Genomic DNA, 15,205 nt, shown 5'->3' with positions numbered 1-15,205 from the left:
CCAAGAGCGGACCATCGGATCTCCAATCAGCTGAGACGCTCGGCGCCCACCGGCGCATGAAACAGGGCGTCGATGACCGCTCGTCCGTTCGGTTCAGGATGGCGCATATCCAGCCGCCATCGGCCCGCCGATCTCGTTCGGACCCACGTCGTCCGAGCCCAAACCGGCCCATCACGGCAACTTGAGAGCCATGCGTTCCATCAAGGATCAGGCTGTGGCCATAGCGCCACACGTAACGTAACACTGTTACAAAGTTTGTCAGGCCCGTTGACCGGATGCGCGCCGGTGGCGAATATCGTCCGGCCAAGGTTCTCCGGGTCCCGGCCCGGAGCTAAGACGGGAATTCGGTGCGCTTTTCGGAGCGAATCCGAAGCTGCCCCCGCAACTGTGAGCGGCGAGCGCCTGCCACCGATGACCACTGGTGCTTGCACTGGGAAGGTCCGGCGGGCGCTTTGACCCGTGAGCCAGGAGACCTGCCTTCGGCACGATGACGTCCCTCGGGCGGGGTGCCCCGGCGGAGCGCGCGGTGTCGCCGTCTCGTGGGCGACGCTGCCCGTATCCCCGTGGCCTCCACCTGGCAACAGCGAGTGTGTGGTGGCGACCTCCGAACGTCCGTCTCTCGGCGAGCCTGCGCGATTTTCAGCGCCATCAGCGCGTCGTCCGCGGACTCCGCATCGCGGTCGGCGGCTGGCGCTCGCCGCTGTCCTCTCGGCCGGACTCCCGATCGAGGACGTGCGGGCGCAGGAGAGCGTGACGTTGGAGGAACTCTCGGTCGAGCAGGTCGGGGAGGGTGCCAGCCGCACGACGGCCTCCGGGCGCGGCACCATCGGCCTGATCGGCCCGACGCCGGGATACGGAGCGGGCACGGCCGTCAGCGCCACGCGCACCGCCACTCCGCAGATCGACGTGCCGGTGGCCGTCTCCGTGGCGCCGCGGGAGACGATCACAGACCTCGCCGCCACCCGCGTAGACCGGGCGTTCAACTATCTGCCCGGCGTCGCCCAGCAGAACAATTTCGGGGGTCTCTCGATCTTCAGTTACGCCATTCGTGGTGTGACGACCTCGGAGATCTACAAGAACGGTTTCCCCCTCAATCGCGGGACCCCGCCTCCGCCCGACGCGCAGAACATCGAACGCATCGAGGTGCTCAAGGGACCGGGGGCGGCCCTGTTCGGACGCAGCGATCCCGGCGGGCTCGTCAACCTCATCACCAAGCAACCCACCGCCGAACGGTTCGTCGAGTTCGGCAATCAGGTCGATTCGTTCGGTCTGACCCGCGGCACCATCGATGCCGGCGGTGCCCTGAACGCGGACGGGACGGTCCTCTATCGTTTCAATCTCGCCGCACAGGGGGCCGGCAGCTTCCGCGACTTCGTGGACAGCGACCGGCTGCTCGTGGCTCCAGTGGTGAGTTGGCAGGTCACGCCGGACACACGCGTTACGGTCGAGACCGAGTTCGTGAAGAACCGCATCGTCTTCGACCGGGGCGTGATCGCGCTCAACCGCCAGCTCGGCTTCCTGCCGCTCTCGCGGTTCCTCGGCGAGCCCGGTCAGAGCACCTACCAGAACAACAATTCGCTGCAGGTCCGCGTCGATCATCGCTTCGATGAGAACTGGCAGATGCGGCTCGCCGCTTACTTCAACACCGGCGATCTGGAAGGGGAATCGGCGGAGATCCGCGGAATCGCCGCCAACAACCGCACCGTCTTTCGCGACCGCAACGTGCGCGACTATCGCTGGGACGTGGCGGTCGGTCAGGCCGACCTGATCGGGCGGTTCGATACGGGCGGCATCGGCCACACGCTCCTCCTCGGCATGGACCGGGAGAGCACCGACAGCCGGACGGTCTATCTGCGCTCGAACTTCCGCACGAGCCCCTTCGCCCTCGACATCTATTCGCCGGTCTACGGACAGGCGCTGCCGCCGATCACCATCCCACGCAACAATATCGAGCGCATCACCAATACCGGCCTCTACGCGCAGGACGAGATCGTCCTGAGCCCGGAATGGCGGGCGCTGATCGGCCTTCGGCTCGACATCTTCGAGCAGAGCTTCCGCGAGCGCGTGGTGCGCAGCCAAGTGGACCAGTCGCGGGTCGCGGCCTCGCCCCGGGCGGGCCTCGTCTACCGGCCGATCCCGGAACTCGCCTTCTACACCAATGTCGGCACGAGCTTCCGGCCGAATATCGGCACCGACGCCGCCGCCGTCACGCGCGGCACGGCGCTGCCGCCCGAGACCGGCCTCGGCTACGAGGTCGGCGCCAAGTCCGAGTTGTTCGGCGGCAATTTGCTCCTCACCGCCGCCGCCTTCCGCGTGGAGCGGGAGAACGTGCTCACGCCCGACCCGGCGAATACCGGCTTCTCCCTCGCGGCCGGCGCCGTGCGCAGCCAGGGCTTCGAGCTGACGGCCCAGGGACAGATCACGCCGGAACTGAAGCTCCTGGCCGGCTACGTCTATGCCGATGCCCGCGTTACCAAGGACAACGTCCTTCCGGTCGGCGCCCCCCTGGTCAACGTGCCCCGCCACTCCGGCAGCCTGCTCGCGGTCTACGAGCCAGCAGGCGCGTGGCGCGGCTTCGGGATCGGCGGCGGCGTGCGCGGCGTGGGCGAGCGGGCGGGCGACGCGGCGGGGTCCGGCTTCACCCTGCCGGGCTTCATCGCGGTCGATGCGCTGGCCTATTACAAATTCGGGAACGCCCGCGTGGCGCTCAACATCGAGAATATATTCGACACCGATTACTACGAGAGTTCACTGAACGTATTCCGCGTCTATCCGGGCTCGCCCCGTCGCATCACGGGCTCCGTGACGGTGCGGTTCTGATGGCGGTTGAGTCGGTGTTGGCGCTCGGCCGCGTCGTCAAGCAGTTCGGAGGCAGGACCGCCCTCAGCGGTCTCGACCTCACCCTGAGCGCGGGTGAGGTCTATGCCCTGCTCGGTCCCAACGGTGCCGGAAAGACCACCACGATCAACCTCATCCTCGGCTTCCTGAAGGCCGATGCGGGGGAGGTCCGGGTCTGCGGGATCGATGCAGGAACGGATCCCATCGCTGCCCGGGCGCGCACCGCCTACATCCCGGAGCAGGTGGCCCTGTATCCGGGGCAATCGGGATTGGAGAATCTCCGTTACTTCGCGACCCTCGCCGGTCTCGCGATCGATCGGGCGGAGGCCGAGACGCATCTCGCGGCGGCCGGCCTGGCGCCCGAGGCCTGGTCGCGGCCAGCCTCCGGCTATTCGAAGGGGATGCGCCAGAAGGTCGGCATCGCCATCGCGCTCGCGCGAAAGACCCGGCTGCTACTGCTCGACGAGCCGACATCCGGCCTCGACCCATCGGCGGCGGCGGCCTTCTCCGGGACGGTGCGGGCGGCGGCGGAGCGCGGCATGGCGGTGCTGATGGCGACCCACGACCTCTACCGCGTGCGCGAGATGGCCGACCGGGTCGGCGTGCTGGCGGGCGGGCGCGTCGCCGAGGAGATCGATCCGAGGCGCTACGCGCACACCGATCTGGAACGCCTCTACATCGCGCGCCTGTCGGGGGCGGTCACGTGAGGCGCGTCCGCGCGGAGTTGGCGCTGCTGTGGCGGGACGCGCGCGTCCGCTGGATCGGCGGCATGCTCGTCCTGCTCCTGATGGTCACGGGCCTCGGCGCCTGGCAATCCGCCCGCGATTACGGTGCCGAGGTCGCGCGGGTTACGGCCGCAGAGCGAGCCCGCTGGCTCGGGCAGGATGCCAAGAACCCGCATTCCGCCGATCATTACGGCCTGTGGGTGTTTCGCCCGTCGTCGCCCCTCGCCATCCTCGATCCCGGCACCGAGCCCTATACGGGCCGGATGGTGCGGATCGAGGCGCACCTGTTCAACGATGCGGTCTACCGCGCCGTGCAGGATGCCGGCCCCTTCGACCGGGCCGGCCTCTCCGATGTCTCCGATGTCGTCGGCCTCGTCGTTCCCCTGGTGGCGCTTCTCCTCGGCTTTGCCGCCTTCGCGGCGGATCGCGAGCGCGGTACCCTGCGCCTCGCCCTCGGCAACGGCGCGCCGCCCGGCCCACTCTTTGCCGCCCGCTTCACCGCACTGACCCTCGTCCTTGCGGTCCTGGTCTGCCTGCCCCTCCTCACGCTCGGCGGCGTGGCCATCGCGAGCCTCGGCACCGCGGGTTGGCAGGCTTGGCCGCGCCTCCTCGTCTGGGTCGCGGTGCAGGCCCTCTACGGTGCCGTCTTCCTGCTCATCGCGATGATCGCCTCGCTGCTGGCCCGCACGGCGCGAGGAGCCTTGACGATCTCCCTCGCGATCTGGATCGCGCTGTGCCTCGTCGCGCCACGGCTCGCGACTGCAGGCATGGAGATGGTCTCGCCCGCCCCGTCCTATCGCGAGACCCGGCTGCGGATCGACGGGGACCTGCGTCCCCATAAATCCGCCGAAGCCAGCGATGCGCGAGCGCAGGCGACGCTCGCCCGCTACGGCGTGAGCGATTCGCAGGAACTCCCTGTGGATCTGCGTGGCCTCATGATGGTGGAGAACGACCACCATGCCTTCGCGGTCTACGACCGGGAACTCGGGGCCTTCTTCGCGGCCCTGGCGGCGCGGGATGCCGCGTTCGGCTGGGCGGGCCTGCTCTCGCCGCGCGTCGCCCTCCAGCGTGTGTCGGAAGGCCTTGCGGGGACCGATTTCGTTCAGCACGCCCATTTCGTCTGGTCTGCCGAGGCTTACCGGCGGGCGATCTCGGAGCGCATGAATGCCGAGATCCGCGACAACCCACAGCGCGACGGGCGCGCCATGCTGGCGGGGCCGGAATTGTGGCGCGCAATTCCGCCCTTTGCCTTTGCGCCCCTGCCGCTGTCGCGGTCCCTCGCCGAGATCCGGGTCCCGGGCCTCCTGCTCGGTCTGTGGCTGGCGCTGCTCGCCGCCGGGAGCTTCCCCCTGATCCGCAGGCTGGCCCCGTGAGCCAATCGCGCTTTCTCCCACTGCTGAGGACCGAACTGCGCCTGATCCTGCGCGAGCGGCTGACCTGGGCGATTCTCGCCGCGCTCCTGGCGGCCCTCTGCCTGGCGGGACATACCGGTGCCCAGCGTGTGGCGGGCGAACGGGCCGCGATCGCGCAAGCCTCGGACGATGCCGCGCGCTCCCTCCGGGACGCTAAGGAGGCCGCCGCCCGCTACGCCGTGCCGCGTGCGATGACGGTCAATTACTGGCAGGATCCGACCCACGCCTTCGGCTACATGCACTACTTCCTCGCCGCCTACGCCGTGAAGCCGCCGACGCCCCTGGCCGTGCTCTCTGCGGGGCAGAGCGAGATCCAGCCCGCCGTCATGAAGACGAGCTTCGGCTTCAGCTCCGTATTCGAGGACACGGCCTACGAACTGGGATCCGCCGCCGCGCTGAATCTTGGGCCCTTCGACCTCGCCTTCGTCCTCATCTACCTCGTTCCCCTGGCGGTGATCGCCATCGCGGGAACGCGCCTCGCCGCCGAGCAGGATGCCGGGATCCTCCGCCTCATCGCGGCCCAGCCCGTACACCCCCGGATCGTCGCGGGCGCGAAGTTCGGCGCGGCAGCGCTCATCCTCGTCGCCGCCGTGATCGGGGGGACGGCGTTGGCCCTGGCGCTGGCGGGATGGCTGGACCTCCCTCCGGGCTGGGCCACGACCGTCGCCCTCTTGGCCGCCGCGCTCTGCGCCTATGTCGTACTCTGGGTCGCCGCCTGTGCCCTCGCCGCCAGCCTATGGCGCGGGGCTGTGGCGTCGCTGACGATCCTCGTGCTGACCTGGGCCTGCGTGACCGTTGTCCTGCCGGCCCTCCTCGGTCTCGCGGTGGACAAACTGGCGCCGCCCCCCTCGCGGATCGCCGCCATCGACGCCAGCCGCCAAGTTCAGGATGCCTTCTACCGGGGCGACGAGGCGGCGAAAGTCACGGCCGCATGGCTGACGGCGCGGTTGCCCGGCACCACGGACCGACCCGACTTGCGCGAGACGCCGCAAATCAAGCGGCTGGCCCGGGATGCGTTCTACGAGACGACGCTCGCCCCCTACCGCGCAGGGATGCAGGCCCGCGCCGAGGGCGCCGCGGCCTGGAGCGCACGCCTGGCTCTTCTGTCTGCGGCGACGACGCTCGCCCTCGCGCTCGACACGGCGGCGGGCACCGACGCCGCCCGCCACGCCGCCTTTCTCGCTGCAGCCTCCGAGTACCGCCGGAGCCTGCGCGCCTTCTTCGAACCGCGCATCCTGGCGCAGGAGGTGCGGCCGGCGGCCGTCTGCGCAGGCTGCCCGGCGCGCCTCGATTTCGACGCCTACGATGCCGTGCCGCGATTTCCGACTGTGATAGCGGCAGACGCAGCGCGATGGCAGGCCGCGCTCAGTGCGCTCACCCTGTGGGGCGTGGCATTGGCTCTGGCCGGGCTGGCCTTCCGCCGCTTCGCGATATGGTCCGTATGAGCGCTGTCGCGACGTCGGCTGCCCGCCCGGATTTTGAGACGCGGCCCGGCGATGCAGAACGTCGAGCCGCGTCGCTTCGCGCGCAACGGTCCAGGCACGCGTCGAAGCGGCGACTGGCGGCTCTCGTGCGCGAGCGGCCGTACACCCCGGTGGGCTTTGCCGGCGGATTGAGCCGTCGCGGCTTCTGCATGCTCCGCGGGGGCACCGTCTGGACCCCGGCCGCGCGCCCAAATCTGCTTTGCCGTCTTGAGGACCAGTCGTGACGACCACGGACGTGAAGCGCCCGCCGCGCATCCTCTCGATCGACGCCTTGCGCGGGCTGGTGATGCTCCTGATGCTCGTCGACCACGTGCGGGAGTTCTTCTACCTTCATGCGCAGGTCCGAGACCCCATGGATCTCGCCGCGACGCCGCCGGACCTGTTCCTGACGCGGGCGTCCTCGCACCTCTGCGCGCCGCTCTTCATCCTGCTCACCGGCCTTTCGGCCAGCCTCTATGGGCAGAAGCACGGTCCGCGAGCGACCGCCGCCTTCCTGCTCAAGCGCGGGCTGCTCCTGATCCTGCTGGAAGTGACGCTCGTCAATGTCGCCTGGGCCGGCAGCTTCTGGCCGCCGATCCTTTATCTGCAGGTGATCTGGGTGATCGGCCTGTGCATGGTGGCACTGGCCGCGTTGCTCTGGCTGCCGCGGGTTCTCCTCGTGACCGGAGCCCTGGCGCTCATGCTCGGTCATAACCTGCTCGACGGGCTTGTGCTTCAAGTGGGCGAGCCGGGCTACGTGCTCTGGTCCATCCTGCACCAGCGCGGGATGATCGCGTTGCCCTGGGGCGGCGTGGCCCGGACTTCGTACCCGCTCCTGCCCTGGATCGGCGTGATCGCGGCAGGCTACGCGCTCGGGCCGCTTTTCACGGGAGCGGTCAACGAAACGCGCCGTCGCGCCTGGCTCGCCGGGCTCGGGGCGGCCGCCCTCGTCGCCTTCCTCGTCCTGCGCGCGCTCAACGGTTACGGCGAACCGGTGCCGTGGCAGCCCGGCCGCACGCCCCTCGCCACCGCGCTGTCCTTCGTCAATCTGACCAAGTACCCGCCGTCCGCCGATTTCCTGCTGCTGACGCTCGGGCTGGGCCTCTGCCTGCTGACGCTGTTCGAGGTGGTTCCGGCGCGGCTCGTCGGCTGGCTGTGCGTCTTCGGCGGCGCGCCGCTGTTCTTCTACCTGCTCCACCTTGCGCTCCTGCGTCTCCTGTATGATGGAGCCGCGACGGTCGGTCTGGTTGGGGCTTCAGGACGGGTCGAGGCTGGCTCACCGGCGGCGCTCTGGCTCATCGCCGCCGCTGTCAGCATTCCCCTCTGGGTGGCCTGCCGTTCGATGGTACGGCTGAAACGATCCGGGAGATGGCCGGCTTTGAGCTATCTCTGAGAGCACGAAGATCGCCCCAGTTAGAGCAGAGAGCGGGACAACGGACGTCCCATTGGTGACGGATAACCCAACAGATGCGGGGGAGGGGCTTGACGGCATCGTCCGACGGCGCAGGGTCTGCACCGCGGGTCGCGATCCGGCGGCGGCCGCGTCTGCCAGTCCGGCCGAGGGTCGCAAGACGTGGGCCACCGCGACACCGAGCGCCTCGCCGAGATGGGGATCGCCTTGGTCGAGACCGAGGTGAACCATCGACGCGGGCCGTGGCGGATGCTGCCCCGGCTGCCAGCGGGGCAAGGTCAGCCTTAACCACGCCCGACTTCGCGGATCGAACGCGATCCGTTATTCAATTGAGGAATGTTCTTAAGACAAGAATCCGGCCGAAGCTGCGCGGTGTCTTGTGCGGGAATCGTCGAAGCACTGGTAGAATCGATCCTCGTGCCCACGCCGAGCGCGGAGGAGCGCACATGAAGGACTTCGGTTCGACGCCACATCCAGTCCGGAAGGACGCGCCAAGGGAGATTCGGCTCGACGTGGTGGCAGGCCTTACGGCTGCGGCCGTCGTCCTGCCCAAGGCGATGGCTTTCGCCACCGTGGCTGGACTGCCGGTAGCGGTCGGCCTCTATACGGCTTTCGTTCCCGCGCTCATCTACGGTCTTCTGGGCTCGTCCCGCGTGCTCAGCGTCAGCTCGACGACGACACTGGCCATCTTGACCGCGGCAGAACTCGGCAGCGTGGTCCCTGACGGCGATCCGGCGAAGCTCGTCACCGCGACGGCGACGCTGACGGCACTTGTCGGAATTCTGCTCCTCGCGGCCAGACTGCTGAAGCTGGGCTTCGTCGCCAGCTTCATCTCGCTGCCGGTGCTCACGGGCTTCAAGGCCGGCATCGGAGCCGTCATTCTGCTGGACCAAGCTCCCAAGCTCCTCGGGCTGCACGTCGCGAAACAGTCCTTCCTTGCGGACGTGGTGAGCCTCGTTCAGCACCTGCCCGCAACCTCCCTGCCGACTTTGGCCGTCGCAGGGACCACGCTGACCGTGCTCGTCGGGATGGAATGGCTCAAGCCGCACGCGCCAGCCCCTCTGGTCACGGTGGCGGCTGCCCTCATTGCCTCATGGCTGCTGGATCTCGGCGCCGCGGGCGTGTCGACCGTCGGGACAATCCCGCAGGGCCTGCCCTCTTTCAGCCTGCCCGACCCAGCGCTCGCTCAAGCACTCCTGCCGGGCGCGATGGGCATCGCCCTGATGAGCTTCACGGAGAGCATCGCCGCGGCACGGGCGTTCGTGAGGCCCGGCGATCCGCCGCTGGATGCCAATCGCGAACTGGTCGCCACGGGCTTGGCGAACCTGGGGGGAGCCCTGCTCGGGGGCATGCCGGCCGGCGGCGGAACGTCTCAGACCGGTGTCGTCCGAGCCGCTGGCGGCAGGACACAAGTGGCCTCGCTCGTGACGGCCGGGGCGGCTCTCGCCACGATGCTGTTCCTGGCTCCGATCCTCAGTCTCCTGCCGCAGGCGACCCTCGCGGCGATCGTCATCGTCTACTCAGCCAGCCTCATTCAGCCGGAGGAGTTCCGGGCCATCTACCACGTACGGCACATGGAATTCCGCTGGGCGATTGTGGCGGCACTCGGTGTGCTCGTCTTTGGAACACTCCAGGGCATTGTCGTGGCGATCGTGCTCTCGCTCCTCGGCCTTGCCCTCCAGACCGCCCATCCGCGGGTCTCGATCATTGTCCGCAAGCGGGGGGCCGATGTCCTGCGCCCCCTGTCTCCGGAGCACCCCGACGACGAGACGTTCGAGGGCCTTCTGATACTGCGTCCCGAAGGCCGCCTCTATTTCGCCAACGCGCAGAACGTGGCCGATCGGATCCGGACGCTGGTCGCCGACCGTGCGCCGCGCGTCGTCGCCCTCGACCTCAGCCGTGTGCCAGACATCGAGTATTCGGCGCTGCAGATGCTGCAGGAGGGCGTACGGCGGACCGACGTGACGGTCTGGCTCGTGGACCTCAATCCGAGCGTCCTCGACATGGTGCGGCGCGCTGGCCTGGATCAGGAACTCGGTCCGGATCGCCTGCTGTTCAACACGCGGGCAGCCATCGCGCGATACAGGGAGCTTCATCCGCGTTCGGCGCCGGACTAGCGCTTCATCGGATCTGACCGGATCGTCAGAGTCGGAGCCTGCGGCCGCGGGAAAGTTGCGGCACTCGGCCGTGGAGAAGCGCCCGAGGACGGGCGTCTGATGGTGTCCGAGGAGGCGCTGACCGTGCGGGTTGCCTCGGCGCGTGGTCTGGCCTTGAGCGGGGCGAAGACGAGTCCGATCAGATTGAAGCCGAAAGAGTCGGCCGGTCGGTAGAGCAACCGTCCGCCGGCCGCCTCGATAGGCGCGCGGAGACCGCCGACCTTGCGGGCGGGCCGATTGCCGAGGACCACCGGATCACCATGCTTGAGCGCGTGGGCGGCGAACAGCAGACGCTCCGTCTCGACGGCCGCCTGCACGCCGTAGCCGACCATTCCCGTGCCCCTGCGAGTTTAGGTAAAGCTTCGGCAGCGTCGCGGGATGAATGTCGCGCAGGCCCGTCGCAGCCGGCGTCATGTCGGCGAGACCCAGGACCGCGCGATCGCGCTCATCCGCGAACACATCCACAAGGCGAATTGGATCGGCCTCGGCCACTAGGCCCGGCTCGATCGCAGGCGTGCGACCTCGCGAGGCCCGATCTCAAGGTAGAAGCGGATCGCATCGTCGACCAGAGCGTCGGGCGTGACGCCCGCCGCCTTTGCGGCGCGCGTGATCTGGAGACCCAGCGCAAGATCGACGCGCAGGTCCCCACCCTGGCTCGGCGAAGCCGATGCGGGGGTCGCGGCAGGTATGGGCGCAGCATGGGTCCGCGATTCGGGTTTGCCGAGCTTCGCTTCGCGGCGGCCTCGGTGGACGAGAGCGTCGGCGCGCTCATTGAGACGGTCGCCGGCATGCCCCCGGACCCAGGTCCATTTCACGTCGCGCGCCGCGTTCAGTTCGTCGAGGCGCTTCATGAGGTCGACGTTCTTCACGTCACCCGTCGTCGTGCGCCAGCCTTTCGCCTTCCACCCGCGCATCCACTCGGTCACGGATTTGACGACGTACTGGCTGTCGCACCGCATCTCGATCGCGGCTCCGGCCGGGAAATGCTCGAGACCCTTGATCGCGGCCGTCAGCTCCATGCGGTTGTTGGTCGTCGTACCGGGTTCTCCGCCGCACAGCTCGACCGTGCCGTCCGGGGCCGCAACGACGACCCCCCAACCACCTGGCCCGGGGTTAGGGTCGCAACCGCCGTCGGCATAAACGATCGTTCGCATCGTGGCGTCAGCCCTTCCGTTTGGTGTGGTCGATGGGAGGCCGCCATCCATGCCCGAAATCGGCTGACGGACGGTATACCCACCCCCGGCCGGTGCCGCTGGAGAGCTGCGAGCCGGGCAGCACACCTGTCGCCCCGGCCACGCCGCAGGCCGGGCCTGCGAGGCGCCCGTCAGCACGATCGCGGGGCTCGCAAATCCGCTGCTCCTCACGGAGCGGCCACCCTGCAGCGCTTAGATCAAAACCCGATCGGTTGGGCAATGCGCGGAGCCGCCTGCGACCCGAGCACGTCCTTGCGAACGACGCGCACCGCATCGAATGCGGTCACTCCGAGAGCCCTCCGCCCATCGGAGTCGATCGGTGGGCGCGGAGACGGTGGGATCGTGGTCACCGGCATGCAGGACGGCTCTGCTTACCGAAGACGTCGCGGTCCACGGGGCGACCGCGCCGGTCCCCCGATGGGTCTCCGACGAACGCCGCGACCTGCGATGCGAAGTCGCGATAGGAGCCGCTTTCCAATCAGGCCCTGCTGCCGGGCGGCGACGATGAGGCCGAACTTTTGGTAGCCGATCCGGAATTCCCTGGGCGCATTCTGGGCGAGGACGCCGGCCCCGAGGCAGAGGCCGGACTGCCCCCGCACCGAACCTCCGTCGTCCCGCAACCGTGGTCGGTCATGAATTCCGGACGGGGATCACGGAGCCGCGGTAGCGGCTGCGGATGAACGCCGCGACTTCGGCCGAGGTCAGCAGCGTTGCAAGACGCTGGATGCGCGGATCCTTCGCCAAACCCTCGGTCGTCACGAGGACGTTCGCATACGGATTGCCCTCGGCGCGTTCGAGGGCCAGCGCGTCCCGTGCGGGCTCCAGCCCCGCTTCCAGCGCGTAATTGCCGTTGATGACCGCGATCGCCACGTCATCGAGGGAGCGCGGCAATTGCGGCGGCGCGATCTCGACGAAACGGAAGTTCTTCGGATTCTCAAGGACGTCGTCCAAGGTCGCGTTCACGCCCGCGTCCTTCGCCCGCAGACGGATCAGGCCGTTGGCCTGAAGCAGCGACAAGCCTCGGCTGGTGTTGGACACGCTGTTCGACAGGGCGACGGTCCCGCCGGCCGGCACGTCCGCGAGCGACTTGGCCCGGCGGCTGTACAATCCCAGTGGCTCGATATGCACCGCCGCGACGACGGCGAAGCGCACGCCCATCGCGGCTTCCTCCGAGCGGAGGAAGGGTACGTGCTGAAAGAAATTGGCGTCGGCGTCGCCGTCACGCAGCAGGGCGTTCGGGCGGAGATCGCCCGAGATCTCGATGGTCTTGAGCGGCAGGTCGGGGGCGAGCTTGTCGGCGACGAACTCGAGGATCTCCGCATGCGGTACGGACGAGGCCACGACACGCAGGGGAGCCGTCGCGGCGCGCGCCGGCGCCATGCTCAGGGCCAGCGCGCCGGACAGGAAGAGACGACGGGAGTATTGGGGCACGGCGCACGCTTCTCGAAGAAAATTCTTGAACGATAATGCTTATATTCTTATCGCTCGGTGCTCCGTGGAATCAAGAGTATCGACTGTCGAACTTTCGCATTTCTGTAGGTCTTGCTTCTCGTGTCGTCGGGAAGATCGAGAGCGGAATTCTCTCAGCCTGATGCTGCTGCACTTGATCATGCCGAAGCCGCGGCGTCCGTGGCGGCGAAGCGGCTCGCCGGCCGTGGCAGGCCGAGATGGTCGCGCAGGGTGGCGCCGGTATAGTCGCGACGGAACAGGCCGCGCCGTTGGAGGATCGGGACGACCGCGTCCACGAAAGTCTCCAGACCATCCGGCAGCACGTCAGGCATCAGATTGAAGCCGTCCGCCGCGCCCGCGCGGAACCAGGCCTCGATGTCGTCGGCGATCGCCTCCGGCGTGCCCACGACGATGCGGTGGCCGACGCCGCCGCCCAGCGCCCGCAGGAGTTGGCGGACCGTCAGCCGGTCCCGGCGCGCGAGGGCGAGCGTGCCGAGAAACATCGTGTGGTTGGCGTCGGGCGGCAGGGGAAGCGGTTCCGGCAGTGGCTTGTCGAGTTCGAGCCGCGACGGGTCGAGGCGCAACGTCCCGGCGAGACGGGCGAGACTGTATTCCACCGGCACGAGGTCCCAGAGTTCGTCCTGGCGGCGGCGTGCCTCGGCCTCCGTCGCGCCGATCACCGTGGCGAGGCCCGGCAGGATAACGAGCGCGTCCGGTCGGCGTCCGTATCGCGCGGCCCGCGCCCGCAGGTCTCGGGCGTAGGCGGTGCCGTCCTCGATGGTCTGCGCCAGGGAGAACACCGCGTCCGCGGTGGCAGCGGCGAGTTCACGCCCGTCTTCCGATCCTCCGGCCTGAAAGGTCACCGGGCGCCCCTGCGCGCTCCGTGGCACCGTCAGCGGCCCGGCAACGGCGTAATGCGCGCCGCGGTGCTCGACGGCATGGACCTTCGCCGTGTCGATGAACCGGCCGCTCGCCTTGTCGCCGACGAACGCATCGTCCTCCCAGCTGTCCCACAGCGCGTGGACGAGATCGGTGAATTCTCGCGCCCGGGCGTAGCGTGCCCCGTGCTCCGAAGCGCCGGCGAAGCCGAAATTGCGGCCGGCGGCGGCATCGGCCGTCGTCACCACGTTCCAGCCCGCCCGGCCCCGGCTGACGAGGTCCAGGCTTGCGAAGCGGCGGGCAAGGTTGAACGGCTCGTTGTAGGTCGTCGAGGCGGTGGCCACGAGGCCGACATGGCGCGTCGCGGTGGCCAGCGCGGCGAGCAAGACGGTCGGCTCCAGGGCGTTGAAGGGCCGGTGGTCGATCTGGTCGTTGATGGCGGGCGTGTCCGCCAGGAAGACCGCGTCGAGCTTGCCCCGCTCCGCGACGCGGGCGACGCGCACGAAGTGGTCGAGGTCGAGGAAGGCATCCGGCTGGCTCTGCGGCAGCCGCCACGCGGAGGGGTAGACGCCCGCATGCAGTACATTGACGTTGAGGTGCAATTGACGGCCGCTCATCGACTCTCTCCGGATCAGCGGACGCGCGGCAGGATCTGCTCGGCGAAGCGGCGCATCTCGGCCTCGAAGGGCTGGAACTGCAGCATGAACAGGTCGATGCCGGCAGCGTGGAAGTCGCGGAGACGGCGGGCCACAGTCTCGTAGCTGCCCACCAGCCCGGCGGCGGTGCCGCCATTGGTGCCGACATGCCGAGAGGCGGCCGCATCGGTCTTGGCGAACATGACGCTCGCGGCATCGGTGCGGGCCCGGGTGTCGGCGCGCAGGGCCGCGTCGCGCTGGGCGAGGTCGAGGAGACGGTCCTGCTCGGCCTGCGCCTCCGCATCGGTCTCGCGGGCGATCACGAAGGCCGAGAGGCCGTAGCGCAGCGGGCCATTGGGGGCAGGGCGGCGGGCGACGTCTTCGATCAGCGCCGCGACCTCCGCGAGCGGCTGGCCGTTGATGAACCAGACATCGGCATGGTCGGCGGCGAGCGCCCGGGCGGGCTCGGATTCGCCGCCGAGATAGATCCTCGGCCGCGCCCGGAAGGTCCCGGCCGGGCGGAGCTGGTACTCCTCCACTTGGAAGTGCTGGCCCTGGACGGTCACGCGCTCGCCGCGCATCAGCCGGTCCACGAGGCCGATCCACTCGCGGCCGTAGGCGTAGCGCTCGTCATGGGCCGGGAAGGGCAGCCCGGCCCGCTCGAACTCGGCCTTGTTCCAGGCATTCACGAGGTTCAGGGCGAAGCGGCCGCCGCTGATATGCTCGATCTGCAGCGCCATCTTGGCGAGCACCACGGGGTGGTAAAGCCCGGGCTTGATCGCCGCGATGATCTCGATGCGCCGGGTCAGGGCCGCCAGTGCCGCCGCTCCTGTCCAGGCCTCCAGCTGATCGCGCTGCGGATCGTAGGGGTTCATCGTGTGCTGCGCGACCAGCACCGCGTCGAAGCCCAGCGCCTCCGCCTCCAGCACCAAGGCCCGGTTGCGCTCCCAGCTGGCATCGTCCGGCTCGTCGGGATCATGGTGGGCGGCGCGGGAGCCGTGGACGGCGGCCCAGATGCCGAACCGGGGTGAACCCGTCATGGCG

10 protein-coding genes, 1 pseudogene and 1 riboswitch are annotated in these 15,205 nt (G+C 69.0%); of the genes and pseudogenes, 6 read left to right on the top strand and 5 right to left on the bottom strand.

Features of this window, described 5'->3' with window-relative positions; genetic code table 11:
* Positions 1-289: 289 nt before the first annotated feature.
* Positions 290-496: riboswitch (cobalamin riboswitch) on the top strand.
* A gap of 236 nt (positions 497-732) precedes the next feature.
* From ABIC70_RS07750 to ABIC70_RS07725, 6 genes are all read left to right on the top strand, one after another.
* Positions 733-2,820 carry a TonB-dependent siderophore receptor gene (locus tag ABIC70_RS07750; RefSeq protein ID WP_354439351.1) on the top strand — a complete coding sequence of 696 codons (2,088 nt, stop codon included), beginning with the start codon at positions 733-735 and terminating at the stop codon, positions 2,818-2,820.
* The gene (locus tag ABIC70_RS07745) at positions 2,820-3,545 is read left to right on the top strand and encodes an ABC transporter ATP-binding protein (protein WP_354439350.1); all 726 of its coding nucleotides are present in this window, start codon (positions 2,820-2,822) and stop codon (positions 3,543-3,545) included. The genes ABIC70_RS07750 and ABIC70_RS07745 overlap by 1 nt, the downstream gene beginning before the upstream one ends.
* The gene (locus ABIC70_RS07740) at positions 3,542-4,936 is read left to right on the top strand and encodes a DUF3526 domain-containing protein (RefSeq protein ID WP_354439348.1); all 1,395 of its coding nucleotides are present in this window, start codon (positions 3,542-3,544) and stop codon (positions 4,934-4,936) included. Before ABIC70_RS07745 ends, ABIC70_RS07740 begins: the two co-directional genes overlap by 4 nt.
* The gene (locus ABIC70_RS07735; RefSeq protein WP_354439347.1) at positions 4,933-6,420 is read left to right on the top strand and encodes a DUF3526 domain-containing protein; all 1,488 of its coding nucleotides are present in this window, start codon (positions 4,933-4,935) and stop codon (positions 6,418-6,420) included. Before ABIC70_RS07740 ends, ABIC70_RS07735 begins: the two co-directional genes overlap by 4 nt.
* Positions 6,421-6,679: 259 nt before the next feature.
* Positions 6,680-7,831 (top strand): acetyltransferase domain-containing protein, encoded by a 1,152-nt coding sequence (locus tag ABIC70_RS07730; RefSeq protein ID WP_043755194.1) that lies wholly within the window; start codon positions 6,680-6,682, stop codon positions 7,829-7,831.
* A gap of 464 nt (positions 7,832-8,295) precedes the next feature.
* The gene (locus ABIC70_RS07725; RefSeq protein WP_354439345.1) at positions 8,296-9,966 is read left to right on the top strand and encodes a SulP family inorganic anion transporter; all 1,671 of its coding nucleotides are present in this window, start codon (positions 8,296-8,298) and stop codon (positions 9,964-9,966) included.
* 18 nt (positions 9,967-9,984) lie between these two features.
* On the opposite strand, the pseudogene ABIC70_RS07720 reads toward ABIC70_RS07725, so the two are convergent.
* From ABIC70_RS07720 to ABIC70_RS07700, 5 genes and pseudogenes are all read right to left on the bottom strand, one after another.
* A pseudogene (locus ABIC70_RS07720) lies at positions 9,985-10,277 on the bottom strand (IS630 family transposase); the annotation flags it as partial.
* A 219-nt stretch (positions 10,278-10,496) separates the two neighbouring features.
* Positions 10,497-11,159: a ribonuclease HI gene (gene rnhA / locus ABIC70_RS07715; protein WP_354439343.1), complete on the bottom strand. Its 663-nt coding sequence runs from the start codon at positions 11,157-11,159 to the stop codon at positions 10,497-10,499.
* Between the two features lie 669 nt (positions 11,160-11,828).
* The gene (locus ABIC70_RS07710; protein ID WP_236952827.1) at positions 11,829-12,629 is read right to left on the bottom strand and encodes a MetQ/NlpA family ABC transporter substrate-binding protein; all 801 of its coding nucleotides are present in this window, start codon (positions 12,627-12,629) and stop codon (positions 11,829-11,831) included.
* 176 nt (positions 12,630-12,805) lie between these two features.
* Positions 12,806-14,143, bottom strand: a complete 1,338-nt coding sequence (locus tag ABIC70_RS07705; protein WP_354439342.1) for an LLM class flavin-dependent oxidoreductase — start codon at positions 14,141-14,143, stop codon at positions 12,806-12,808.
* Between the two features lie 14 nt (positions 14,144-14,157).
* A complete protein-coding gene (locus ABIC70_RS07700) occupies positions 14,158-15,201 on the bottom strand; it encodes an LLM class flavin-dependent oxidoreductase (protein WP_053608937.1) in 1,044 nt (347 codons plus the stop codon).
* Positions 15,202-15,205 lie beyond the last annotated feature (4 nt).

It is taken from the genome of Methylobacterium sp. 1973 (genome assembly GCF_040545035.1).
Taxonomy (GTDB): domain Bacteria; phylum Pseudomonadota; class Alphaproteobacteria; order Rhizobiales; family Beijerinckiaceae; genus Methylobacterium; species Methylobacterium fujisawaense.
The sequence above is the reverse complement of the archived record's forward strand: the minus strand, read 5'-3'. Positions and strand labels throughout refer to the sequence as shown.